Origin of the sequence: Micromonospora rhizosphaerae (assembly GCF_900091465.1) — a bacterium.
In the GTDB taxonomy this organism is placed as follows: Bacteria; Actinomycetota; Actinomycetes; order Mycobacteriales; family Micromonosporaceae; genus Micromonospora; species Micromonospora rhizosphaerae.
The window spans coordinates 1,764,683-1,787,518 of sequence record NZ_FMHV01000002.1 but is presented as its reverse complement, the minus strand read 5'-3'; the positions used below and the strand labels follow the sequence as shown (position 1 = coordinate 1,787,518).

Below are 22,836 nucleotides of genomic sequence, written 5' to 3'. Positions count from 1 at the left end.
GCCTCAGTCGAAGTCCTGCGCCTGGTCGGCCAGCAGCAGGTCGGCCTTCGCGGCCGCGAGGCTGGTGAGCAGGTCCGTGACTACGAAGGCCAGCCAGGCCAGCCACCAGACGGCGACCAATGCGCGCAACCGGACGCGCCCGAGGCTGTCCCGGACGATGCGCGCCATCACGACGAAGGGCACGACGAGGCTGGCCACGGGCACCCACCAGCCGGTGATCGCCCAGTGGGCGGCGAGCTGCGATCGCGCGCCCGGGAAGGCGTCGGTGTTCTTCCGCGCCCGGAACATCCAGATCATGACCAGCGCCCCGGTGGTCAGGTAGACCGCCAGGTGCGCCAGGGACAGGAGACCGCCGGCCAACGCGGTGACCGCCGTCAGCTCCGGGTCGTCGGCCGTCGCGCCCCGCCGGGCCAGCACCGCGGCGACGGCCGGCGAGAGCGCCTGCAGCACGTACAGCAGCATGGTGAGGCCGAGGCCGATCGCCGCGGCGAGCCCGATGCCGCGTACCGAATAGGTCGCGATCCCCGGCCGACACGGCCGGCGGGTCGTGCGGGGTACCGCAGTTCCGGCAGTCGCCGAAGACCTGAGCGACGTCGGCCCCGCAGTTGGTGCACCGCATGTGTGTCCCCCATGTGCGCGTGAGAAGGTGCGCACACGGGGGACGATCATGCGGCGGCCGGCGAGCCCGTTCCGACCCGGGGGTAGCCGGGGGCGTGCCGCTGCCAGGGGGCCTGCAGCTCGAACTGCCCGGCGATGCCGAGCAGCAGCAGCTCCGAGCCGGGCGGGCCGACCAGCTGCACCGCGACGGGCAGGCCGTCCGGGCGCCGGCCGACCGGCACCACGACGGCCGGCAGGCCGGCCATGTTCCACGGCGCGGCGTACGGGGCGTATCGCATGTTGGCCTTCATGTTCGCCGCCCAGGACCGGCCCGACCAGCCGGCTGCCTCGGGCGGCGAGCCGGCCAGCGCCGGGGTGAGCAGCACGTCGATCGAGTGGTCGGCGAAGAAGTTCACCGACCGCTCACGCCACACGGTCCGGTCCGCCTCGCGGACGTACCCCCGCCGCTGCGCCCACTCGCCGAGGGCGACGTGCCGGCGACTGCGCCGCTGCAGCCCGCGCCGCTCCACACCGGCGGCCCGCAGGTCGGCGGCGGCCGCGGCGAACCAGGTGGCGACGACCTGGAGACCGAGCGGGACCGGGTAGACCGGATCGGCGGGAAGGGTGTCGTGCCCGGCGGCGGCGAGCAGCCGGCCGGCTGCGGCGACGGCGTCCCGGTTGGGTGCGTCCGGCGAGACGCCGGGGAGCGGCGAGCGCAGCGAGACGCCCACCCGCAGCCGCTGCGGCGGGACCAGCTTGTCGGGGCGGCGGCCGGCCAGCACCGCGAAGCCGACCGCCGCGTCGGCGACCGTGGTGGCCAGCATCCCGTGCTCGGCGAGGCCGAACCAGTCGTCGGCGCCGAGCTGGTAGGGAATCACCCCGCGGCCGGGCTTGAGCCCGACCAGGCCGCAGCAGGCGGCCGGGATGCGGATCGAGCCGAGCCCGTCGTTGCCGTGCGCGATCGGCACCAGGCCGGCGGCCACCGCGGCGGCCGCGCCGCCCGAGGAGCCGCCGGAGGTACGCCGGAGATCCCACGGGTTCCGGGTCACCCCGGTCTCGTCGTCGGTGATCGCCCAGAGGCCGAGCTCGGGCATCCGGGTCACCCCCAGGATCACCGCGCCGGCGCCGCGCAGCCGCCGGACCACCTCGTGGTCGGCCTCCGCCACCGGGGTACGCATGGCGGCCGACCCGTTCCAGGTGGGCAGCCCGGCCACGGCGGTGTTCTCCTTGACCGCGATCGGCACCCCGGCGAGCGGGAGGTTGGCCAGGTCCTCCTGCTCGTCGACCTTCTCCGCCTCGGTGATCGCCTCCCCGCCGCGTACCGTGCGGAACGCGGCGAGATCGGCGTCGACCTGGGCGATGTGGTCCAGGTGGTCGGCCACGACCTGGGTGGCGGAGACGTCACCCCGGCGTACGGCCCGGGCGATCTGCCTGGCGGTCGCCCCCACCCAGGTCGGCATGATGTCCTGCACGGCCACCCTCCCCAGCCAGCGGTCAGCCCAGCGCCTGCTCCAGATCGGCGAGCAGGTCGTCGACCGTCTCGATGCCGACAGACAGTCGCACGAGATCGCCGGGAACTTCAAGCGGTGAGCCGGCAGCACTTGCGTGTGTCATCCGGCCCGGGTGCTCGATCAGGGATTCCACGCCGCCGAGCGACTCAGCGAGCACGAACAACCTGGCCCGGTTGCAGATCTCCACGGCGTGCTCCTCGCCCCCGGCGGCCCGGAACGAGATCATTCCGCCGAACCGGCGCATCTGCTTGGCCGCCACCTCGTGCCCTGGGTGCGCGGGCAGGCCCGGGTAGATGACCTGGCCGACCTTGGCGTGCCCGTCCAGGTACGCGGCGATCCGCTCGGCGTTGTCGCAGTGCCGGTCCATCCGTACGCCGAGGGTCTTGATGCCGCGCAGGGTGAGCCAGGCGTCGAAGGGTCCGTTGATGGCGCCCATCGCGTTCTGGTGGTAGCGCAACTCGTCGCCGAGCCCGGCGTCGGCGGCGATCAGCGCACCACCGACCACGTCGGAGTGTCCGCCGATGTACTTGGTGGTGGAGTGGACGACCACGTCCGCGCCGTGCGCGATCGGCTGCTGCAGGTACGGCGAGGCGAAGGTGTTGTCGACCACCAGCAGCGCGTCGGCGTCGTGCGCGACGGCGGCCAGGGCGGCGATGTCGGCGATGCCGAGCAGCGGGTTCGTCGGCGTCTCCACCCAGACGATCTTCGTCCTGCCGGGGCGGATCGCGGCCCGCACCGCGACCGGGTCGGAGACCTTGGCCGGGGTGTAGTCCAACCCCCAGCGCTCGGCGACCCGGGCGAAGAGCCGGTAGGTGCCGCCGTACGCGTCGTCCGGGATCACCACGTGGTCGCCCGGCCTGCAGACGGTGCGCAGCAGGGTGTCCTCGGCGGCCAGGCCGCTGGCGAAGGCGAGTGCCACCGGGCCGCCCTCCAGCGCGGCGAGGCATTCCTGCAGGGCGTCACGGGTGGGGTTGCCGGAGCGGCTGTATTCGTAGCCCTGCCGCGGCGCGCCGACGGCGTCCTGGGCGTAGGTGCTGGTCTGGTAGATCGGTGGGATCACCGCGCCGGTGCGGGCCTCGGGGTCCTGGCCGGCGTGGATGGCGAGCGTCTCGAAGCCGTGACTCATTCCCGAGACGTTAGTCCGCCGCCGTACCGGGCCGGGCGGAACCCGGCGGGCATCACATCAGTCGGCGTGTCGGAGGGTGGGCCATACTGGCCGGGTGACATCGCCCGCGCCCCTACCATCCCGCTTGATCGGAGCGGCTGACCGGATCCCGGTCGCACTCGCGCTGCTGAGGGGGCCTGGCCACGGAAGGGTCAGTCTTCCGGTGCGGCTGGCTTGGTCAGGCGTAACAGAATTCGACGTCAGCGATCCTCGTGAGCGGCTCACGCTCTACTGCCTGCTGCTCGACTGCGGCCAACGAGACGACATCATCCGGTACGTCAACCCCGGGCTGCTCCGGCGGGACTGGCCCCGCATTCGGCGGCTGACCGCTCGTCGTCTTATCGCCCTATGGGAGCGCCGGCTGCCTGAGCTGTCCGCCAGCTGATGGATGCCCTACATCGCCGGCTCCTCGAGGTCGGCTTCAATGCGGGTGATGATCTCGGCCTGGTGCTGGCAGGCGGATATGCCATGTGCGCGCACGAACTGGGTTGAGCATCGGCCCGGTTCTCGCGTTCGAAGACGCGGTCGGGCTCAAGGTGCGGGCCCTGCACGACCGGGCAGCGCATCGGGATTTCATCGATATCCACGCGGCGAATACCCAGCTCAGCTGGATCGAGCTGGAGACTCTCGGTGCACGTCACACGGCGGGATTCTCTCTGGAGGAGCTGGCCGATCGGCTTGGTGCGATCGGCGAACGCGATCCTCGCGCCTTCTTGTCCTATGGGCTTAGCGAGTCGGACATCGACGAGCTGCGTAGCTGGGCATGGCGGTGGGAGTCGGACATCCGGACGCGGCTCGCAAGCGGCGAGACTGGTCCCGAGGGCCCACCGGAGGGCGAGTGGGACAGCTACCTCGACGAGCTTTAGTCGGGCGGGCGTACCCGGACCGTCGGTACTAGCCTGTGCCCGATGAACGGGTGCGTGTTCTGCGGGATCGTGGCGGGCGAGGTGCCGGCGTTCCGGGTGGTTGACGAGCCGGACGGCGTCGCGTTCCTGGACACCCGGCCGGTCTTCAAGGGCCACGTGCTGGTGGTTCCGCGGACTCACCTGGTGACGCTGGCGGACCTGCCCGCCGATGCTCTTGCCGGCTATTTCGGGCTGGTCCGGCGGCTCGCCGCGGCGGTGGAGACCGGGCTGGGGGCCGGAGGGACCTTCGTGGCGATCAACAACAAGGTGTCTCAGTCCGTCCCGCACCTGCACACGCACGTCGTGCCCAGGACCAAGGGAGACGGCCTGCGTGGCTTCTTCTGGCCCCGCACCCGGTACGCCGACGACGCCGAAGCCCGGGAGTATGCCGACCGCATAGCCGCCGCTCTCCAACCCGCCTGATCCATCCCGAGCAAGACGGGCGCACGGATGGCGCAGCTCCAAAGGAAGGCAGGGAGATCCTGAGCCCCCGAGCGGCAGCCTGAGTGCGGTCTCTGCGGGTAAGGAAACGGGGACCGGCGGTGTTGCAGGCGGGGAGAGGCAAGAGAGGAGTCCCACCGTGTTCCTTCGCCGTATGAAGGCCGAGCTGCCCACCCCCGACCAAGCCCTGCCGGGCCGGCCGATCGCGATGCCGATCGGTGACCGGCACGAGGTGCTCCCCTCCTCGCTGAAGGGCCCGTTCCCGGCGGGCTCGCAGGTCGCCGTCTTCGGGATGGGCTGTTTCTGGGGTGCCGAGCGGCTGTTCTGGACCCTGCCGGGCGTGATCACCACGTCGGCGGGTTACGCGGGTGGCATCACCCCGAACCCGACCTACGAGGAGGTCTGCTCGGGGATGACCGGGCACGCCGAGGTGGTCCAGGTGGTCTACGACCCCAAGCAGATCAGCTACGAGGACCTGCTCAAGGTCTTCTGGGAGAACCACAACCCGACCCAGGGCATGCGCCAGGGCAACGACGTCGGTACGCAGTACCGCTCCGCGATCTACACGACCACCGACGAGCAGCTCGCCACCGCGCAGGCGTCCCGGGACGCGTTCGCGCCGATCGTGGCGCGGGCCGGCAAGGGTGAGATCAGCACGGAGATCGCCCCGCTCGGCGAGTACTACTTCGCCGAGGACTACCACCAGCAGTACCTGGCTCCGACCAAGAACCCGATGGGTTATTGCAACCACGGGCCCAACGGCATGACCTGCCCCGTGGGCGTGGCGAAGATCGCCTGACCTTGCCGAACCCCTGGCGTGGGTCCGTGGATCCGCGCCAGGGCCGTCGGACGTCGCGTCGGACGCCAAGATTTTTCAGCCCGAGGTGTCGCATCGGCCCGACGCCGTTCGTAGCGAAGATAGGGGCGAACAGAGGGTCCGCCCGAGACGAGGGAGCAGACATGGCCGAGTACCTCATCTACTTCAACCAGCAGTGGGTTGGTGACCACACCGAGGAGTGGTTTCGCGGGCGCGGGCCACTCGCCAAGGCGGTCGTGGACGAGATCAAGGCGGCCGGGGCGTATGTGTTCGCCGGGGGCCTGGAAGAGGACGCCCCCGTCTTCAGTGCCGACGCCACGAGCGGCACATTGATGTTCACCGACGGGCCCTACGTCGAAACCAAGGAGTGGCTGGGCGGGCTGACCGTTGTGGACGTGGCCGACGAGCAAACGGCCCGGATGTGGGCCGGCAAGCTCGCGGAAGCCTGCGGCTGGCCTCAGGAGGTCCGACGGTTCGGGTCGCAGCCCGCAACCCAGTGATGAGGTGAGTGGGGAGTCGGCCGTCCCAGCGGCTAAGTACTACACCCTGCGCGAGAGTCCAAGAACCCGAACGGCTACTGCAACCACGGCCCGAACGGGCTGAGCTGCCCGGTCGGCGTGGCGTACCGCCGGCTGACCCCTCGATGTCCGTTTCCGGGCCTGCGGTGTTATTCACACCGCAGGCCCGGTTCAATTCGGGCATCCCGCCGACCCGGGGCAGGATTCCCGCCCGGCGCGGCCGGTTCGGCTAAAGGTTGCGCATGCTAGCAAACGCGTAACCCCGGAACATCAGCTCAACGGGCGAACTCCAGCAGGCTCTGGCAGCATGGCGTGGCATGTGCGGACTGGCTGGGGAGTTCCGTCGGGACGGCTCGCGCGCCGACGTCGCGGCGGTGGAGCGGATGGCGGCCACGATGAGTGACCGGGGACCGGACGGCAGCGGGGTCTGGTCACAGGGCGCCACCGCCCTGGGACACCGGCGCCTGAAGATCATCGACCTCTCCGCCGCGAGCGGTCAGCCGCTGGTGGACGCCGCCTCCGGCCTGACCGGCGTCTTCAACGGCTGCATCTACAACTACCGCGAGCTTCGCGAGGAACTGCAGGCCAAGGGCCACCGCTTCTTCTCCTCCGGCGACAGCGAGGTCGTGGTCAAGGCGTACGCCGAGTGGGGGCTGGACTTCGTCGACCACCTGTTCGGCATGTTCGCCGTGGCGATCAGCGAGCGGGACACCGGCCGGCTGGTGCTGGCCCGGGACCGGCTCGGCATCAAGCCCCTCTACCTGGCCGAGACCCCGGGTGCGGTCCGCTTCGCCAGCACCCTGCCCGCCCTGCTGGCCGGTGGCGGCGTGGACACCACCATCGACCCGGTCGCGCTGGCCCACTACCTGAGCTTCCACAGCATCGTGCCGCCGCCGCGGACCATCCTGCGGGGCGTCACCAAGCTGCCCCCGGCCACCGTGCGCGTCTACGAACCGGACGGCTCCAGCCACGAGCGGGTGTACTGGGACCCGTCCTTCACCCGCGCCGCAGAGCGGGCCGACTGGTCCGAGCAGGACTGGCAGGACGCGCTGCTGGAGTCGCTCACCACCGCGGTGCGCCGCCGAATGGTCGCCGACGTCCCGGTCGGCGTGCTGCTCTCCGGCGGACTGGACTCCAGCCTGGTCGTCGCCCTGCTCGCCGGGGAGGGACAGCGGGGCCTCGCCACCTTCTCCATCGGCTTCGACTCGGTCGGCGGCCGGGAGGGCGACGAGTTCGTCTACTCCGACCTGGTGGCGAAGACCTTCGACACCGACCACCACCAGATCAAGGTGCCGACCGGCGACCTGGTCCCGCCCCTGGAGGCGGCGGTAGTCGCGATGAGCGAGCCGATGGTCAGCCACGACTGCGTGGCGTTCTACCTGCTCAGCCAGGAGGTCGCCCGGCACGTCAAGGTGGTCCAGTCCGGCCAGGGGGCGGACGAGATCCTGGGCGGCTACCACTGGTACCCGCCGCTCGCCGAGGTCGACCGGGAGCGGGCGCTCGAGACGTACGCGAAGGCGTTCTTCGACCGGGACGCGGCCGGCCTGGCCCGGGTGCTCAACCCGGCGTGGCTGGCCGACGGCGACCCGGCGCGGGAGTTCGTCGCCGCGCACCTGGCCCGGCCCGGCGCCCAGACCGCGGTCGACGGGGGCCTGCGGATCGACACCCAGATCATGCTGACCGACGACCCGGTGAAGCGGGTGGACAACATGACCATGGCGCACGGGCTGGAGGCCCGGGTGCCGTTCCTCGACCACCAGTTCGTGGAGCTGGCCGCGAGCTGCCCGCCGGAGCTGAAGCTGGCCCAGGGCGGCAAGGGCGTGCTCAAGGAGATCGGCCGCCGGGTGCTCCCGCACGAGGTGATCGACCGGCCGAAGGGCTACTTCCCGGTGCCGGGCCTCACCCACCTCGAGGGCAAGCTCCTCGACCGGGTACGCGACGCGCTCTCCGCGCCCGAGGCCCGCCATCGCGGCCTGTTCCGCACCGACTACGTCGGCACGCTGCTCGCCGACCCGAACGCCGAACTGACCCCGTTGAACGGAAACAAGCTGTGGCAACTGGGACTCCTGGAAATGTGGCTCCAGAGTCACGGAATCGACTGACCGTGACCGACACACTGGCGACCGGCACCGCGCGTACCGACCGGGAACGGGTGCTCGGCCGACGCCGGGAACGGGTCGGCCCGGGCGGCGACCCGGTGGCGCCCGGCGCGACGGAGGCGACCGCCGCGCCGGACGCCGGCGTGGTGCTGGACTGCGGCTGGGGGCGGCTGGTCTTCGGCCAGACCTTCGGCGACCAGGCGGCGGTGGCCGCGGTGCTCCGCTCGGAGGCGGCCGGGGCCCGGGACATCTGCATCTACCTCCGGGACCCGCACGTGCTGGTCGCCCGGCTCCCCGACGAGCTCTTCATCGACCCGTCGCTGACCTACCGGCTGCCGCTGGGCGACCGGCCCCGCGATGAGCAGGCGGAGATCCCGGGGCTGCGGATCCGGCGGCTGCGCGACGCCGAGGACGCGGACGCCGTGAACCGGATCTACGCCCGCAACGGCATGGTCACCGCCCCGGTCGACGTGCTGGTCGCCAACGCCCGGACCGACGGCTTCCTGCACCTGGTGGCCGAGGCGGCGACCGGGGAGATCGTCGGCACCATCACCGGCGTCGACCACGTGGCCGTCTTCGACGACCCGGAGAACGGCGCCAGCCTCTGGTGCCTGACGGTCGACTTCAACGCCGCGCCGCCCGGCACCGGGCAGGCGCTGCTGACCGAGCTGGCCGCCCGGCTGACCGCGCGCGGCCGGGCCTTCGTCGACCTGTCGGTCCTCGCCGAGAACACCGGGGCGATCCGGCTGTACGAGCGGCTCGGCTTCTACCGCACCGCCACGCTCTGCGTGAAGCGGAAGAACCCGATCAACGAGCGGCTCTTCCTGCCCGCCCTGCCTGAGGGGTACGACCAGCTCAACCCGTACGCGAAGATCGTCGCGGACGAGGCGATGCGCCGGGGGATCCGGGTGGAGGTGACCGACCCGCGCTGGGGCGAGCTGAAGTTGACCAGCGGCGGGCGGAGCATCCACACCCGGGAGTCGCTCTCCGAGCTGACCTCGGCGGTGGCGATGAGCCGCTGTGACGACAAGCGGGTCACCCGCCGGATCCTCGCCGACGCCGGCTTGTCGGTGCCGAGCGGGCGCACCGCCGCCGGCGACGCCGACGACGTCGCCTTCCTGGCCGAGGTGGGCCAGGTGGTGGTCAAGCCGGCCCGCGGCGAGCAGGGCAACGGCATCACGGTCGGGGTACGCACCCCCGAGGCGTTGACCGCGGCCGTCGAGCTGGCCCGCCGGTTCTGCCCGGACGTGCTGATCGAGGAGCTGCGTACCGGCGAGGACCTGCGGGTGGTCGTGATCGACCACGAGGTGGTGGCGGCGGCCGTCCGCCGCCCCGCCCAGGTCACCGGCGACGGGGTGCACGACATCGCCGAGCTGATCGAGCGGCAGAGCCGCCGCCGGGCCGCCGCCACCGGCGGCGAATCCCGCATCCCGCTCGACGACATGACCGGCGAGGTGGTCGCCGAGGCCGGGTACGAGCTGCACGACGTGCTGCCGGAGGGGACGGTGCTGGCCGTCCGGCGGACCGCCAACCTGCACACCGGCGGCACCATCCACGACGTCACCGGCGAGCTTCATCCGGCGATCGCGGAGGCGTGCGTGGCGGCCAGTCGGGCGCTCGACATCCCGGTCACCGGGCTGGACCTGCTGGTGCCCTCCCCTGAGCGGCCCGAGCACGTCTTCATCGAGGCCAACGAGCGGCCCGGCCTGGCCAACCACGAGCCGCAGCCGACCGCCGAGCGCTTCGTGGACCTGCTCTTTCCGGGGACCCGGGCACCGCAGCGGCTCTGGTCGCCGGCGGGTGCGGGAGATGCCGGGTGAGCCCGAAGCCGTTGGCCATCGACCTGGACTACCTCCGGCAGGTGCTGGTGGAGCTGCTGGAGATCCCGAGCCCGTCGGGGCGTACCGACCACGTGCAGCAGTACGTCGGCGAGCGGCTCTCCGCGCTCGGCATCTCCTCGACGCTGACCCGACGCGGCGCGCTCAGCGCCTGCCTGCCGGGCCCGAGGGCGACCGGCGCGGACCGGGCGATCGTGGTGCACACCGACACCATCGGCGGCATGGTGAAGCGGCTGAAGGAGAACGGGCGGCTGGAGCTGAAGCCGATCGGCACGCACAGCGCCCGGTTCGCCGAGGGCGCACACGTGCGGATCTTCACCGACGACCTGGACCGGGTGATCACCGGCCAGGTGCTGCCGCTGAAGGCCAGCGGGCACCGCTACAACGAGGGCGTCGACCTCCAGGGCGTCGGCTGGGAGCTGGTCGAGGTACGGGTCGACGAGCCGGTCTCGGACATCGCCGGGCTGCGGGCGCTCGGCATCGACGCCGGCGACTTCGCCGCGCTGCTGCCCCAGCCGACCATCACCCCCGCCGGGTACGTCAAGTCCCGGCACCTGGACGACAAGGCGGGCGTGGCGGCGGTGCTGACCGCGTTCAAGGCGATGGTCGACGCCGGGGTGACCCCGGCGGTCACCGCGCATCTGCTGGTCACCGTGACCGAGGAGGTCGGGCACGGGGCCAGCCACGGCCTCGACCCGGACGTCGCGGAGATCGTCTCGGTGGACGCGGCGGTGGTGGCCCCGGGGCAGCAGTCCCGGGAGGACGCGGCGACCCTGGCGATGGGCGACGGGGTGGGCCCGTTCGACTACCACCTGACCCGCAACCTGGCGTCGATCGCCCGGGAGCACGGTCTCGACCTGGTCCGGGACGTCTTCGACTACTACCGGTCCGACGTGGCGGCGGCGGTCGAGGCGGGCGCGCACGCCCGGGTGGCGCTGCTCGGCTTCGGCGTGGACGCCACCCACGGGCACGAGCGCACCCACCTCGACGGGCTGCGCCACCTGACCCAACTGCTCTGCCTCTACCTCCAGAGCGACCTGGTCTTCCCCGAGTGGGACGCCGAGCCGGAGGGCGACCTGGCCGACTTCCCGTCGCTGGCCGTCCAGCCGGCCTCCGAGGAGGGCCCGCGCGAGGGCCCGATCGGCCTCGAGTGACCCGATCGCATTCCCACCGCCCTGTGATCGAAATCCGTTGCCCGGCCCGTCGAGAAGTGGATAGCGTGGCGGTACACGGGAAAGGAGGTGGTCCAGACTTGTATAGCAATCGGACTCGTGAGGTGGCTGTCCGCTAGCCGCTGTCCTCGACAGTAATCCCCGTCCGCCGCGAGGCGGGCGCAGGCACAATCGTCGAGACCGTGTGGCAGCGGTGCGGCGAATCCACGACAGCCACCCGACCCCCGGGGTGCCGGCCCAGTCCAGCCGGCCCCGCGCGCGAGCGCGGCAGCCCCGGGGGTCGCTTCATATCCGGCGGAGGAGACTCGTGTCGATGCGCGAGCTGGTGGTGCTCGGGACGGCCAGCCAGGCGCCGACCCGGCACCGCAACCACAACGGCTACCTGCTGCGCTGGGACGACGAGGTGCTCCTCTTCGACCCGGGCGAGGGCAGCCAGCGGCAGATGCTGCACACCGGGATCTCCGCCACCGACCTGACCCGGATCTGCGTCACCCACTTCCACGGTGACCACTGCCTGGGCCTGCCGGGCGTCATCCAGCGGCTCTCCCTCGACCGGGTGCCACACCCGGTGGCGGCTCACTTCCCCGCCGGCGGCGCAGAATACTTCGCCCGGCTGCGGCACGCGTCGAGCTTCTACGAGACGGCGGAGCTGCGCCCCGAGCCGGTGGACGCCGACGGGCAGCGGTTCGCCACCCGGGTCGGCACCCTGGAGGCCCGCCGACTGCGGCACCCGATCGAGACGTACGGCTACCGGCTCATCGAGCCGGACGGCCGGCGGATGGTGCCGGAGAAGCTGTCCGCGTACGGGATCGCCGGGCCGGCGGTGGGCGAGCTGCTCCGCGTCGGCCACCTCGACCTGGACGGGCGCCGCGTCACCCGGGACGAGGTGAGCGTGACCCGGCCCGGGCAGCGGTTCGCGTTCGTGATGGACACCGGCCTCTGCGACGCGGTGTACGCGCTCGCCGAGCTGGCCGACCTGCTGGTCATCGAGTCGACGTTCCTGGAGTCGGAGGCCGCGCTCGCCGCCGATGTCGGCCACCTCACCGCGGCGCAGGCCGCGCGGGTGGCGGCCGAGTCGGGGGTACGCCGGCTGATGCTCACCCACTTCTCCCAGCGGTACGCCGACGCCGGCCGCTTCGCCGACGAGGCCCGTCAGCACTTCGACGGGAACCTGGTGATCGCCGAGGACCTGATGACCGTCCAGGTCCCGCCCCGGCGGGTAGCCTCGGCCGCGTGACGGTCACCCTGCGCCCCGCCACCGAGGCCGACCTGATGCCGGTCGGCGCCCTGCACCAGCGGTCCCGGGTCGCGGCGTACTCGTCGTTCCTGCCGCCGGAGGCGCTGGCCGAGCCGACGCCGGAGGCGCTGGGGCGGTACTGGGTGGAGCGGTGGGCCTGGGAGCGGGACGAGCACCGGATGACCGTCGCCGAACGGGACGGCCGGCTGGTCGGGTTCAGCTACCTGGGCCCGGACGACGAGGGCGATCCGGCGACCGGCCTGCTGAACGCCATCCATCTCGACCCGGACGAGCGCGGCCGGGGCACCGGACGCGAGCTGATGATCGACGCGCTGGCCGCGATGCGGTCGCGCGGCTGGTTCCGGGCGGTGCTCTGGGTGCTGCGCGAGAACGCCCACGCGCGCGCCTTCTACGAGCGAGGCGGCTGGACGCCGACCGGCGCCGAGCGGGACGAGAACATCGGCACCGCCCGCGCCGCCCAGGTCCGCTACAGGCGGGAGCTGTAAGGAAGGGCCCCCTGTTAACGCCTTCGGTAGAGGAGGGGCCCCCTGTTAACACTCGAGTGGCGTTCGCTGTGAGCGGATCCGGGCATGCCCGTCGATCCGCCGGCGTTGTCCGGGTCATGGACATCGAGCACACCGAGCGGGCGGAGGACGCCGCTCTGGACGCGTACTCCCGGGTGGTCACCGGCGTGGCGGCCCGGGTGCTGCCCAGCGTGGCCGCCCTGTCGGTGCGGACCGCGCGCGGGGCCGGCGCCGGCTCCGCGGTGGTCGTCGGTGCGGACGGCCTGCTGCTGACCAGCGCGCACGTGGTGCAGGGCGCCCGGGACGGCTCGGCCGCCTTCGGCGACGGCACCGAGAGCCGGTTCCGGGTGGTCGGCGCCGACCCGCTGTCGGACCTGGCGGTCCTGCGGGTCGAGGAGGCGCCCGTGCCGCCGGTGGAACTGGGCGACGCCGACGGCCTGCGGATCGGCCAGCTCGTGGTGGCGGTCGGCAACCCGATGGGGCTGGCGGGCTCGGTCACCGCCGGGGTGGTCTCCGGACTGGGCCGGTCGCTGCCGGCCCGGGACGGACGGCTGGTCCGGCTGATCGAGGACGTCATCCAGACCGACGCCGCGCTCAACCCGGGCAACTCCGGCGGCGGGCTGGCCGACTCGGCGGGTCGGGTGGTCGGGGTGAACACGGCCGTGGCCGGGTACGGGCTCGGGCTGGCCGTGCCGATCAACGCCACCACCCGGCAGATCATCGCCGACCTGACCACCGACGGCCGGGTCCGCCGGGCCTGGCTAGGCGTGGCCGGCGTGCCGGTGCCGCTGCCGCCGGAGATCGTCGAGCGCACCGGCCAGCGGCGCGGGCTGCGGGTGGTCGAGGTGGTGCCGGGCAGCCCGGCCGGCGTTGCCGGGATCTACCTCGGCGACGTGATCCTCTCCGCGGGCGGCCGGCCGGTCAGCGACGGCCAGGGCCTGCAACGGCTCATGCTGGGCCGCGCCATCGGCACCCGGCTGCCGGTGACCGTGCTGCGCCGCGGCGCCTTCGTCGACGTGGTCGCCGTCCCGACCGAGCTGACCCGCTGAGGCATCGCGCCCGGCCCGGTGTTAAGAAGGGCCCCCTGCTATACGCGAGGCGTTAACAGGGGACCCTTCCTTACAGCTCAGCGGGCGCCGAGGTGGGCGAGCAGGTCCTGTCGGGTCAGCACGCCCTTGGGCTTGCCGTCGACCAGCACCAGGGCCGCGTCGGATTTCTCCAGCAGGGCGACCGCTTCGCTCACCGGCTGACCGCCGCCGATCATCGGCAGCGGGTCGGCCATGTGCCGCTCGATGGTGTCGTGCAGGTGCGCCTGCCCGGTGAAGAGTGCGTCGAGCAGGTCCTTCTCGGCGATCGAGCCGGCCACCTCGCCGGTGACCACGGGCGGCTCGGCCTTGAGCACCGGCAGCTGGGAGACGCCGTACTCGCGCATGTAGTCGATCGCGTCCCGGACCGTCTCGGTGGGGTGGACGTGCACCAGCTCGGGCAGGCCGCCCGGCTTGCCGGCCAGCGCCTCCGCCACCGTGGGCTCGGAGCCGGAGTTGTCCAGGAAGCCGTACCGGGCCATCCACTTGTCGTTGAAGATCTTCGACAGGTAGCCCCGGCCGCTGTCCGGCAGCAGGACCACGATCACATCGTCCGGGCCGGCCTTGCGGGCCACCTCCAGGGTGGCCACCACGGCCATCCCGCACGAACCGCCGACCAGCAGCCCCTCCTCGCGCGCCAGCCGCCGGGTCATCTCGAAGGACTCCTTGTCGGAGACCTCCACGATCTCGTCGGCGACGCCCCGGTCGTACGTCTCCGGCCAGAAGTCCTCGCCGACGCCCTCGACCAGGTACGGCCGGCCGGTGCCGCCGGAGTAGACCGAGCCCTCCGGGTCGGCGCCGATGACCTTGACCCGCCCCTCGGAGGCATCCTTCAGGTAGCGGCCGATGCCGGAGATGGTGCCGCCGGTGCCGACGCCCGCGACGAAGTGGGTGATCCGACCCTCGGTCTGCTTCCAGATCTCCGGACCGGTGGTCTCGTAGTGCGAGCGGGGGTTGGCCGGGTTGCTGTACTGGTTGGGCTTCCAGGCGCCGGGGATCTCCCGGGCCAGCCGGTCGGAGACGTTGTAGTAGGAGCGCGGGTCCTCCGGCGCCACCGCGGTCGGGCAGACCACCACCTCGGCGCCGTACGCGCGCAGCACGTCCTGCTTGTCCTGGCTGACCTTGTCCGGGCAGACGAAGACGCACTTGTAGCCCTTGAGCTGGGCCACCAGGGCCAGCCCGACGCCGGTGTTGCCGCTGGTCGGCTCGACGATGGTGCCGCCGGGCTTGAGGATGCCCGCCTTCTCGGCGTCCTCCACCATCCGCAGCGCGATCCGGTCCTTCACCGAGCCGCCCGGGTTGACGTACTCCACCTTCGCCAGCACGGTCGCCTGGATGCCCTCGGTGACGTTGCGTAGCCGTACCAGCGGGGTGTTGCCGATCAGCTCGACGACGTTGTCGTAGTACTGCACCTCGTTGTGCCCTTCTCCTCCGGCGCCGCCGGTGGCGGCCGGGCAGACGTTCATTCGATGCCCAGGGTACGTGCCGTCAGGGCACCACATGCCCGGGGATGACGGAGCTGCGACGTGCCTCCCACTCCAGGAAGCGCTCCGTCTCGGCGAGCACGCTCCCGGCCAGCCAGGTGACCATCACCGCGTCGTCGGCCAGGCCGAAGACCGCCAGCGGCAGCTCCGGGAGCAGGTCGATCGGCGAGACGATGTACGCCGTGGCGGCGGTCATCAGGGCCAGCCGGAGGCCGCCGTCGTACTCCCCCCTGGCGGTGGCCCGGATCATCCGGGGCAGCGCCGCCAGCCGGGCGCCGAGTGACGGCCCGCCCCGCGCGCCCGCCATCAGCGCCCGGGCCAGCGCGGTGAAGGCCGCGCTTCGCTTCAATGTCTTCCCCATCTCCGGTGCCCCTTTCCGCTTGACCAGGGTGCCGCCCGGGCGCAAGCCCGACCCGACGGACGCCCCCGCGACGGCCCGTCGGGAGTGGTACCCAGAACGCGTGTCGCGCAGCCCTGGAGCGGCTGCCACGACGAGCGCGGCGTGTCGCGCCGGCGCGATAATGTCGCTTCATGGGGGACGCTGGTTCCGTCGTACCGGCCGGCTGGCGACGCGCCCGGCGGATCGCCCGCCTGGCGGCGATCGGCACGGGCGCCACCGTGGCGGCCACCGCCGCGACGGGTGGCGTGCTGCTCGGCCAGGCCCGCCAGGCCCGGCGCACCATCCCGATGGCCGAGGCTCCCCCGCCGCGCTGTGACGGGGTGTACGGCGCGAAGTTCCCCGGCCCGCCGATCACCATGGTGATCCTCGGCGATTCCTCGGCCGCCGGCTACGGCGTGCACCGCCGTCGGGAGACCCCCGGTGCGCTGCTGGCCACCGGCCTGTCCCGCCGGCTGCACCGGCCGGTCCGGCTGTGCCGGTTCGCCGTGGTGGGCGCGCTCTCGGCCGGGCTCAAGCCGCAGGTGGAGTCGGCCCTGGAGAGCGAACCGGACGTCGCGGTCATCCTGATCGGCGGTAATGACGTCACCAACCGCACCCCGCCGGCGGTCGCCGTGCGCTACCTGGTCGAGGCCGTCCGCTCGCTGCGCGCGGCCGGCTGCGAGGTGGTCGTCGGCACCTGCCCCGACCTGGGCGCGATCCAGCCGATCCAGCCGCCGCTGCGCTGGCTGGCGCGGCGCTGGAGCCGGCAGCTGGCCGCCGCCCAGACGGTGGCGGTGGTCGAGGCCGGCGGCTGGACGGTGTCCCTCGGCGACCTGCTCGGTCCCCGGTTCGCCGCCGAGCCGGCCCGGATGTTCGCCTGGGACCGGTTCCACCCGTCCGCCGAGGGGTACGCGGTGGCCGCGGCGGCAATGCTGCCCACCATCCTCTCCGCGCTCGGCGCCGGACCGGAACGCCGGCCTACGCTCGCCCGCGGCGAGGGGGTACGGTCGCTGCCGGAGGCGGCCCACGAGGCGGCCCGGCACGCCGGCACCGAGGTCAGCGGCACCCAGGTCAGGGGCCGTGACCGGGGGCCGGGCGGTCGCTGGGCGCAGCTGCGGCGGCGCGCGTTCTTCGGCGTCGGCGCGGTGCCGCAACCCGGCCCCGCCGCCGACTCACCCACACTGGAGGGACTGGCATGAGCGAGCCCAGCGAGCGAACCGAGCGCAATGACCTCGTGGTCCGGCTGGGACGGGCCGCGGCGCTGTCCCTGGTCGCCGGCACGGTGGGCGGGGCCGCCGTCCTCGCCGGCCAGGCCATCGCCGCCCGCAACCGCCGGTACGCCCAGCCGGAGCTGGGCCTGGCCCTGCGTGCCACCGTCGGCCGGGCGGGCGCCCCGCCGCTGCGGCTGGTGCTGCTCGGCGACTCCTCGGCGCTCGGGGTCGGCGTGGAACGCTTCGAGGAGACCATCGGCGGCCAGCTGGCCCATCTGCTCGCCGAGGGCCCGACCGGTCGGCAGGTGCACCTCTCCAGCGTCGGGGTCTCCGGCTCCCGCTCCACCGACCTCGCCACCCAGGTGGCCCGGGCACTGCTCGGCGAACGTCCCGACGTGGCGGTGATCCTGGTCGGGGCCAACGATGCCACCGCGCTGGCCCGCCCGGGCGACGCGGCGGCCTACCTCGGTTCGGCCGTCCGTCGGCTGCGCGAGGCGCACGTCGAGGTGGTCGTGGGCACCTGCCCGGACCTGGGCGCGATCCGCGCGGTGGCGTCCCCGCTGCGGCACGTGCTCGCCTGGTCGGGGCGGCGAATCGCCCGCGCCCAGATGGCGTCCGTGCTCGACGCCGGCGGCACCGTGGTCGACCTCTGCACCGAGGCCGGTCCGGTGTTCCGGGCGGACGCCGGGACGCTCTGCCACGACGGCTATCACCCCTCCGCCGACGGCTACCGGGTCTGGGCGCACGCCCTGCTACCGGCGGTCGAGGCGGCGGCGAAGGTGGCCTTCCGCCACCACTGACCGACCCGGAAGGCAGCCGCGGTGGGGTGACATTTCCCGCCGTCCGCGCTGCTTCCGCGCCAAGTTACCCGCGGGTTAACGTTGGTTCATGCCGATTGAGTCGTCCCGCGACGCCGTCATCGTCGCCACCGCCCGGTCCCCCATCGGCCGCGCGTTCAAGGGTTCGCTGCGTGAGGTCCGCCCGGACGACCTCGCCGCCACCATCATCCAGGCCGCCCTGGACAAGGTCCCCCAACTGGACCCGACCGAGATCGAGGATCTCTACCTGGGCTGCGGCCTGCCCGGCGGCGAGCAGGGCTTCAACATGGCTCGGGTGGTCGCCACCCTGATGGGCCTGGACGGCCTGCCGGGCGCCACCCTGACCCGCTACTGCGCCTCGTCGCTGCAGACCACCCGGATGGCCATGCACGCGATCAAGGCCGGCGAGGGCGACGTCTTCATCTCCGCCGGCGTGGAGACGGTCTCCCGGTACGCCCGCGGCAACTCGGACACCCTGCCGCCGGAGGCGCAGGCGCTGGTCGGCGGCGGCTGGGAGAACCCCCGCTTCGCCGAGGCCCGCAAGCGCTCGGCGGCCCGTGCCCAGGGCGGCACGGAGGTGTGGACCGACCCACGCGAGGACGGCCGGCTCCCCGACATCTACCTGGCCATGGGCCAGACCGCGGAGAACCTCGCCCAGGTGTACGACATCACCCGCGAGGACATGGACGCCTTCGGCGTGCGCAGCCAGAACCTGGCCGAGAAGGCGATCGCCGACGGGTTCTGGGCCCGGGAGATCACCCCGGTCACCACGCCGAACGGCACCGTGGTCAGCAAGGATGACGGCCCGCGCCCCGGGGTGACCCTGGAGGCGGTCGCCGGCCTGAAGCCGGTCTTCCGGCCGGACGGCCGGATCACCGCCGGCAACTGCTGCCCGCTCAACGACGGCGCCGCGGCCGTGGTGATCATGAGCGCCCAGCGGGCGAAGGACCTCGGGCTCACCCCGCTGGCCCGGATCGTCTCCACCGGCGTCACCGCGCTCTCCCCGGAGATCATGGGCCTCGGCCCGGTCGAGGCGTCCAAGCAGGCCCTGAAGCGGGCCGGGATGACCATCGACGACGTCGACCTGGTCGAGATCAACGAGGCCTTCGCCGCCCAGGTGATCCCCTCCTACCGGCAGCTCGGCATCCCGGAGGAGAAGCTGAACGTGATGGGCGGCGCGATCGCCGTCGGCCACCCGTTCGGCATGACCGGGGCCCGGATCACCGGCACCCTGCTCAACGCCCTGGAGTGGCACGACAAGACCATCGGCCTGGAGACCATGTGCGTCGGCGGTGGCCAGGGCATGGCGATGGTGCTCGAGCGGCTGAGCTGAGCAGCGGTTCGCCGGTGGCACCCCGGGGTACCGGATCATCATGGCCAGCGTCGTGGAGCGGGAGCGCAAGTACTCCGGGGGCGAGGGGTTCCGACTGCCGGACCTGACGGGCTGCGGTGGCGTCGCGACGATGTCGGACGCCACCGCGCTCGATCTGGACGCGGTCTACCTGGACACCGCCGACCTGCGGCTGGCCCGCAGCGGGTTCGCGCTGCGCCGGCGTACCGGGGGGCATGACGCCGGCTGGCACCTCAAGGTCGGCGCAGCCGGCGGCGACCGGACCGAATACCAGTTCCCGGCCGGGGCGGACGACGCGGACCCGCCCGCCGAGCTGGCCGCGCTGTTCCGGGCCGCGTCCCGGGGCCGACCGGTCGCCCCGGCGGCGCGGATCACCACCCGCCGGATCGAGCGCCGGCTGCTCGACGAGCAGGGCCGGGCGCTGGCCGAGGTCGCCGAGGACACCGTCGAGGGGCGGGACCTGGTCACCGGCGAGCGGCAGGCGTGGCACGAGATCGAGGTCGAGCTGGTCGACGGCGACGACCGGCTGCTCGACGCGGTGGACGCGCGGCTGCGCGACGCCGGCGCCCGCCCGGTGCCCGTCTCCAAGTCGCACCGCGCCCTCGCCACCCGGCTCGCCGCCGCGCAGCTGGAACGCACCACCGATCCGGGGGCGGCACCCGTCCTCGACTACGCACGCGCCCAACGCGACGTGCTGATCGCCAACCATCCCGGCGCCCGGGACGGCGACGAGGAGGCGGTGCACGACATGCGGGTCGCGGTCCGCCGGCTGCGCGCCACCCTGCGGACGTTTCGTGGCCTGTGGGACCGGCGGGCGAGCGAACCGCTCCGCACCGAACTCCGCTGGCTCGGCGGCCAGCTCGGGCCGATGCGGGACGCCCAGGTGCTGGCCGCCCGGCTGGCCGAGGCGGTGCACGCCGAGCCTGCCGACCTGGTGCTCGGGCCGGTCGCCGCGCGGATCGCGGAGCGCTTCGCCGCCGACGAGGCCACGGCCCTCGACGGGCTGCGCCAGGCGCTCGACTCCGACCGGTACATCGACCTGCTGACCCGGCTGGACAAGCTGCTCGAGGGGCAGACCGCGCGGACGGTGGACGCGCGCTGGGTCGCCCGCCGGGTGCGCCGGGCGGTGGCCAGGGCGGACGATCGGCTGGACCGGGCCCTGGACGGGCCCGGCGAGGAGGAGGCCGTCGCGCTGCACGAGGCGCGGAAGGCGTACAAGGCGGCCCGGTACGCGGTCGAGGTCCGTGAGCCGGCCGCCGGGAAGCCCGCCGCCGCCCTGGGGGACCGGCTCAAGGACCTCCAGGACCTGCTCGGCGCGCACCAGGACTCGGTGGTCACCCGCGAGGTGCTGCGGCGGCAGGCGCTGCGCGCGAACGCCGACGGCGAGAACACCTTCACGTACGGGATCCTGCACGCGCGGCAGGCCGCGGCGGCCGACCGGGACCTGCGGGGCCTCGGCCGGGCCCGCGACCGGGCCCGGCGGCGGAAGGTGCGGCGCTGGCTGAAGGGATGATCGGTCAGAGCGCGGAGCGGGTCGCCGCCACCGCGGCCGCGGCCCCGGCCAGCACGGCATCCGGCGGGCCCGCCGCCACCAGGTCGGCGGCGACCACCCGGAGCTGGTCGGGCAGGGCCAGGTCGTTGTCCAACCGGGGTACGTCCCGGCGCGGCTCACCCTCGACGTCCGCCGCGAGGTTGGCGATCTCCTGCACCAGCTTGTGCACCAGGTCGGCGCGGGACACGTTGCCGCCCTCGGCCGCGGCGGACCAGCGCGGCTGCTGCCAGTGCCCGACCTGACGGACCAGCAGCTCCACCGCCCGGTCCAGTTCCACTGCACTCATCGCCGCCGAGTCTAGGGGCCGCCCCTCACCGGCGCAGGTAGCTGAGCAGGCGGAGGATCTGCCAGTACAGGAAGATCAGCCCGACCAGCAGGCCGAACGCGCAGAACCAGGCGTAGCGGCGGGGCAGGCCGGCGCGGACCGAGCGCTCGACCAGGTCGAAGTCGAGGATGAAGCTGAACGCACCGGCGATGATCGCGACCACCGAGAAGGCGTACGGCAGCCAGCCGACCTCGGTGGTGAGGCTGTAGACCTCGAGCCCCTGCCGGCCGGTGAGCAGGTAGGTCACCAGGTTGACCAGGCTGATCGCGACGATGCCGATCAAGGTGCCGGTGACCAGCCGGGCCAGCCGCGGGGTGGCCCGGATCAGCCGCGCCCGGTAGAGCAGGGCCATGCCGAGGAAGACGCCGAACGTGCCCGCCACCGCCTGCACCACGATCCCGGGGTAGATCATTTCGAAGGCCCGGCTGGCCACGCCGAGCAGCAGACCCTGGAGCACGGCGTACCCGGCGATGAGCAGCGGGTTGGTGATCTGCTTCAGCGAGATGACCAGCACCAGCACCAGACCGGCCAGCGCGGTGCCGGCCAGCGCCGCCGAGATCCACACCGCCTGCGGCACGACCGCCCAGGTGACCCCCGCGGTGACGCCGGTGAGCAGCAGCAGGCCGACCGTCCGGACCACGACGTCGTCCACGGTCATCGCCTCGGCGGCCCCGACCGCTGCCATCTGGCGTTCGGTCCCGCTGACGTCGTCCAGTCGGGTCAGCACCGGGTTGGCACTTTGCACCGCGACCTCCTCGCCGACGTACCCGGGGTCCACTCTGCCCCGGACGGCTCGGTGGGGACGGGAAAACGACGGCGCCCGCCGCCGCTGTCGCGGAGGCGGGCGCCGGGGTCGTACGGCGAACCGGTCAGTCGTCGCCCTGGAAGTAGCTCAGCAGGCGCAGGATCTCCAGGTAGAGCCAGACCAGGCCGACCACGATGCCGAAGGCGGCGGTCCAGGAGTAGCGCTGCGGGAGCCCCATCCGGACGCCCTCTTCGATCTCGTGGAAGTTGAGCACGAAGCTCAGCGAGGCGACCACGATGCAGACCAGGCTGAAGCCGATGGCCAGCGGGCTGCCGTCGCGCAGGTGGGTGTTGATGCCGAAGAGCGCGAGCACCAGGTTGATCAGCATGGCCGCGAAGAGGCCGACCATGATCGAGATCATGATCCGGGCGAACCGCGGGGTCGCCCGGATAACCCGGGCCTTGTAGATCATCGCCATCAGGAAGAAGACGCCGAAGCTGGCCACCACGGCCTGGAGCACGATGCCGTCGTAGAGCGACTCGAACGCCTTGCTGACCATGCCGACGAAGACGCCCTCGACGATCGAGTACGCCACGACCAGCGCCGGGTTGGCCATCCGGGAGAACGAGATGATCAGACCGAGCGCCAGGCCGACGACCGCGGCGCCGATCCAGGCGACGCTGACCAGGGCGTCCGGCACGAGCACCCAGGCGGCCGCGGCGGAGGCGCCCAGGATGCCGAGCAGCATGACCGTCTTGACGACGACGTCGTCCAGGGTCATCGGGGTCACGGTGGGCGGCGCCGCCGGGTAGCCGCTCGCCGTCGGGTACTGCGGCGGGGCGTAGCCGCCCGTCGGGTACTGGTACTGCTGGGGGTAACCGGGCTGTCCGTACGGCCCGGGCTGGGCGTACCCCGCCGCCCGCTCGCGCTCGGCCGCCTGGCCGAGCCGGGCGAGCACCGGGTTCGTGGTCTTCACTTCTCAGGCCTCCCTCAGGGGGTCAATGCACGTCAACGTGCATCCTCCAGGGTAAACGGGGCCGCCAGCCCCGCGCTGAGCGCAAA

General features: G+C 72.8%; 22 protein-coding genes and 1 pseudogene. 15 read left to right on the top strand and 8 right to left on the bottom strand.

Annotated elements, in window-relative coordinates:
• Positions 1-3: 3 nt before the first annotated feature.
• From GA0070624_RS08705 to GA0070624_RS08695, 3 genes are all read right to left on the bottom strand, one after another.
• Positions 4-462 carry a DUF4328 domain-containing protein gene (locus tag GA0070624_RS08705; RefSeq protein WP_176731629.1) on the bottom strand — a complete coding sequence of 153 codons (459 nt, stop codon included), beginning with the start codon at positions 460-462 and terminating at the stop codon, positions 4-6.
• A gap of 203 nt (positions 463-665) precedes the next feature.
• Positions 666-2,075 carry an amidase gene (locus tag GA0070624_RS08700; protein ID WP_091338705.1) on the bottom strand — a complete coding sequence of 470 codons (1,410 nt, stop codon included), beginning with the start codon at positions 2,073-2,075 and terminating at the stop codon, positions 666-668.
• A 16-nt stretch (positions 2,076-2,091) separates the two neighbouring features.
• Positions 2,092-3,234, bottom strand: coding sequence for a cystathionine gamma-synthase (locus GA0070624_RS08695; RefSeq protein WP_091338703.1), 1,143 nt, complete (start codon positions 3,232-3,234; stop codon positions 2,092-2,094).
• 527 nt (positions 3,235-3,761) lie between these two features.
• On the opposite strand from GA0070624_RS08695, the gene GA0070624_RS08685 reads away from it, so the two are divergent.
• The 11 genes and pseudogenes from GA0070624_RS08685 to GA0070624_RS08640 all read left to right on the top strand — a co-directional run bounded on the left by GA0070624_RS08685 (position 3,762) and on the right by GA0070624_RS08640 (position 13,873).
• Positions 3,762-4,139, top strand: coding sequence for a nucleotidyl transferase AbiEii/AbiGii toxin family protein (locus GA0070624_RS08685; protein WP_091338696.1), 378 nt, complete (start codon positions 3,762-3,764; stop codon positions 4,137-4,139).
• Between the two features lie 42 nt (positions 4,140-4,181).
• Positions 4,182-4,601 (top strand): HIT family protein, encoded by a 420-nt coding sequence (locus GA0070624_RS08680; RefSeq protein ID WP_091338693.1) that lies wholly within the window; start codon positions 4,182-4,184, stop codon positions 4,599-4,601.
• A 157-nt stretch (positions 4,602-4,758) separates the two neighbouring features.
• The gene (gene msrA / locus GA0070624_RS08675; RefSeq protein WP_091338688.1) at positions 4,759-5,418 is read left to right on the top strand and encodes a peptide-methionine (S)-S-oxide reductase MsrA; all 660 of its coding nucleotides are present in this window, start codon (positions 4,759-4,761) and stop codon (positions 5,416-5,418) included.
• Positions 5,419-5,579: 161 nt separating this feature from the next.
• Positions 5,580-5,936, top strand: a complete 357-nt coding sequence (locus tag GA0070624_RS08670; RefSeq protein WP_091338684.1) for a YciI family protein — start codon at positions 5,580-5,582, stop codon at positions 5,934-5,936.
• Between the two features lie 57 nt (positions 5,937-5,993).
• Positions 5,994-6,059 (top strand): annotated as a pseudogene (locus GA0070624_RS33825) (peptide-methionine (S)-S-oxide reductase MsrA); the annotation flags it as partial.
• 212 nt (positions 6,060-6,271) lie between these two features.
• On the top strand, positions 6,272-8,056 hold the full coding sequence (locus GA0070624_RS08665; protein ID WP_091338681.1) for an N-acetylglutaminylglutamine amidotransferase: 1,785 nt from the start codon (positions 6,272-6,274) through the stop codon (positions 8,054-8,056).
• A gap of 2 nt (positions 8,057-8,058) precedes the next feature.
• Positions 8,059-9,873, top strand: a complete 1,815-nt coding sequence (ngg, locus tag GA0070624_RS08660; RefSeq protein WP_091338677.1) for an N-acetylglutaminylglutamine synthetase — start codon at positions 8,059-8,061, stop codon at positions 9,871-9,873.
• Positions 9,870-11,045, top strand: a complete 1,176-nt coding sequence (locus GA0070624_RS08655; RefSeq protein ID WP_091338674.1) for an osmoprotectant NAGGN system M42 family peptidase — start codon at positions 9,870-9,872, stop codon at positions 11,043-11,045. Before ngg ends, GA0070624_RS08655 begins: the two co-directional genes overlap by 4 nt.
• 325 nt (positions 11,046-11,370) lie before the next feature.
• On the top strand, positions 11,371-12,300 hold the full coding sequence (locus tag GA0070624_RS08650; RefSeq protein ID WP_091338671.1) for a ribonuclease Z: 930 nt from the start codon (positions 11,371-11,373) through the stop codon (positions 12,298-12,300).
• A complete protein-coding gene (locus GA0070624_RS08645; protein WP_091338667.1) occupies positions 12,297-12,806 on the top strand; it encodes a GNAT family N-acetyltransferase in 510 nt (169 codons plus the stop codon). Before GA0070624_RS08650 ends, GA0070624_RS08645 begins: the two co-directional genes overlap by 4 nt.
• Positions 12,807-12,922: 116 nt before the next feature.
• The gene (locus GA0070624_RS08640; protein WP_091338663.1) at positions 12,923-13,873 is read left to right on the top strand and encodes a S1C family serine protease; all 951 of its coding nucleotides are present in this window, start codon (positions 12,923-12,925) and stop codon (positions 13,871-13,873) included.
• 77 nt (positions 13,874-13,950) lie between these two features.
• Here GA0070624_RS08640 and GA0070624_RS08635 read toward each other — a convergent pair whose 3' ends face one another.
• Positions 13,951-15,321, bottom strand: a complete 1,371-nt coding sequence (locus GA0070624_RS08635; protein ID WP_091348415.1) for a cystathionine beta-synthase — start codon at positions 15,319-15,321, stop codon at positions 13,951-13,953.
• Between the two features lie 76 nt (positions 15,322-15,397).
• The gene (locus GA0070624_RS08630; protein ID WP_091338660.1) at positions 15,398-15,754 is read right to left on the bottom strand and encodes a YkvA family protein; all 357 of its coding nucleotides are present in this window, start codon (positions 15,752-15,754) and stop codon (positions 15,398-15,400) included.
• 170 nt (positions 15,755-15,924) lie between these two features.
• Between GA0070624_RS08630 and GA0070624_RS08625 the strand changes: the two genes are divergently transcribed.
• The 4 genes from GA0070624_RS08625 (at position 15,925) to GA0070624_RS08610 (ending at position 20,665) form a co-directional block, all read left to right on the top strand.
• Positions 15,925-16,971 (top strand): SGNH/GDSL hydrolase family protein, encoded by a 1,047-nt coding sequence (locus tag GA0070624_RS08625; RefSeq protein ID WP_091338657.1) that lies wholly within the window; start codon positions 15,925-15,927, stop codon positions 16,969-16,971.
• Entirely contained in the window at positions 16,968-17,783 is an 816-nt protein-coding gene (locus tag GA0070624_RS08620; RefSeq protein WP_091338654.1) for an SGNH/GDSL hydrolase family protein, read from the top strand. The genes GA0070624_RS08625 and GA0070624_RS08620 overlap by 4 nt, the downstream gene beginning before the upstream one ends.
• Positions 17,784-17,871: 88 nt before the next feature.
• A complete protein-coding gene (locus GA0070624_RS08615; RefSeq protein ID WP_091338650.1) occupies positions 17,872-19,134 on the top strand; it encodes an acetyl-CoA C-acetyltransferase in 1,263 nt (420 codons plus the stop codon).
• A 40-nt stretch (positions 19,135-19,174) separates the two neighbouring features.
• Positions 19,175-20,665, top strand: a complete 1,491-nt coding sequence (locus tag GA0070624_RS08610) for a CYTH and CHAD domain-containing protein (RefSeq protein ID WP_091338646.1) — start codon at positions 19,175-19,177, stop codon at positions 20,663-20,665.
• A 4-nt stretch (positions 20,666-20,669) separates the two neighbouring features.
• Here the strand turns inward: GA0070624_RS08610 and GA0070624_RS08605 are convergent, their stop codons facing one another.
• From GA0070624_RS08605 to GA0070624_RS08595, 3 genes are all read right to left on the bottom strand, one after another.
• Positions 20,670-20,990, bottom strand: a complete 321-nt coding sequence (locus tag GA0070624_RS08605; RefSeq protein WP_091338643.1) for a hypothetical protein — start codon at positions 20,988-20,990, stop codon at positions 20,670-20,672.
• A gap of 25 nt (positions 20,991-21,015) precedes the next feature.
• Positions 21,016-21,774: a Bax inhibitor-1/YccA family protein gene (locus GA0070624_RS08600; protein WP_091348411.1), complete on the bottom strand. Its 759-nt coding sequence runs from the start codon at positions 21,772-21,774 to the stop codon at positions 21,016-21,018.
• A 124-nt stretch (positions 21,775-21,898) separates the two neighbouring features.
• A complete protein-coding gene (locus GA0070624_RS08595; protein WP_091338641.1) occupies positions 21,899-22,750 on the bottom strand; it encodes a Bax inhibitor-1/YccA family protein in 852 nt (283 codons plus the stop codon).
• Positions 22,751-22,836: the final 86 nt, after the last annotated feature.

Coding starts and splice junctions, on each gene's coding strand:
- GA0070624_RS08705 (WP_176731629.1), bottom strand. CDS start 462: ATGCTGCTGTACGTGCTGCAGGCGCTCTCGCCGGCCGTCGCCGCGGTG.
- GA0070624_RS08695 (WP_091338703.1), bottom strand. CDS start 3,234: ATGAGTCACGGCTTCGAGACGCTCGCCATCCACGCCGGCCAGGACCCC.
- GA0070624_RS08680 (WP_091338693.1), top strand. CDS start 4,182: ATGAACGGGTGCGTGTTCTGCGGGATCGTGGCGGGCGAGGTGCCGGCG.
- GA0070624_RS08670 (WP_091338684.1), top strand. CDS start 5,580: ATGGCCGAGTACCTCATCTACTTCAACCAGCAGTGGGTTGGTGACCAC.
- GA0070624_RS08665 (WP_091338681.1), top strand. CDS start 6,272: ATGTGCGGACTGGCTGGGGAGTTCCGTCGGGACGGCTCGCGCGCCGAC.
- GA0070624_RS08640 (WP_091338663.1), top strand. CDS start 12,923: ATGGACATCGAGCACACCGAGCGGGCGGAGGACGCCGCTCTGGACGCG.
- GA0070624_RS08630 (WP_091338660.1), bottom strand. CDS start 15,754: ATGGGGAAGACATTGAAGCGAAGCGCGGCCTTCACCGCGCTGGCCCGG.
- GA0070624_RS08625 (WP_091338657.1), top strand. CDS start 15,925: ATGGGGGACGCTGGTTCCGTCGTACCGGCCGGCTGGCGACGCGCCCGG.
- GA0070624_RS08620 (WP_091338654.1), top strand. CDS start 16,968: ATGAGCGAGCCCAGCGAGCGAACCGAGCGCAATGACCTCGTGGTCCGG.
- GA0070624_RS08615 (WP_091338650.1), top strand. CDS start 17,872: ATGCCGATTGAGTCGTCCCGCGACGCCGTCATCGTCGCCACCGCCCGG.
- GA0070624_RS08610 (WP_091338646.1), top strand. CDS start 19,175: ATGGCCAGCGTCGTGGAGCGGGAGCGCAAGTACTCCGGGGGCGAGGGG.
- GA0070624_RS08605 (WP_091338643.1), bottom strand. CDS start 20,990: ATGAGTGCAGTGGAACTGGACCGGGCGGTGGAGCTGCTGGTCCGTCAG.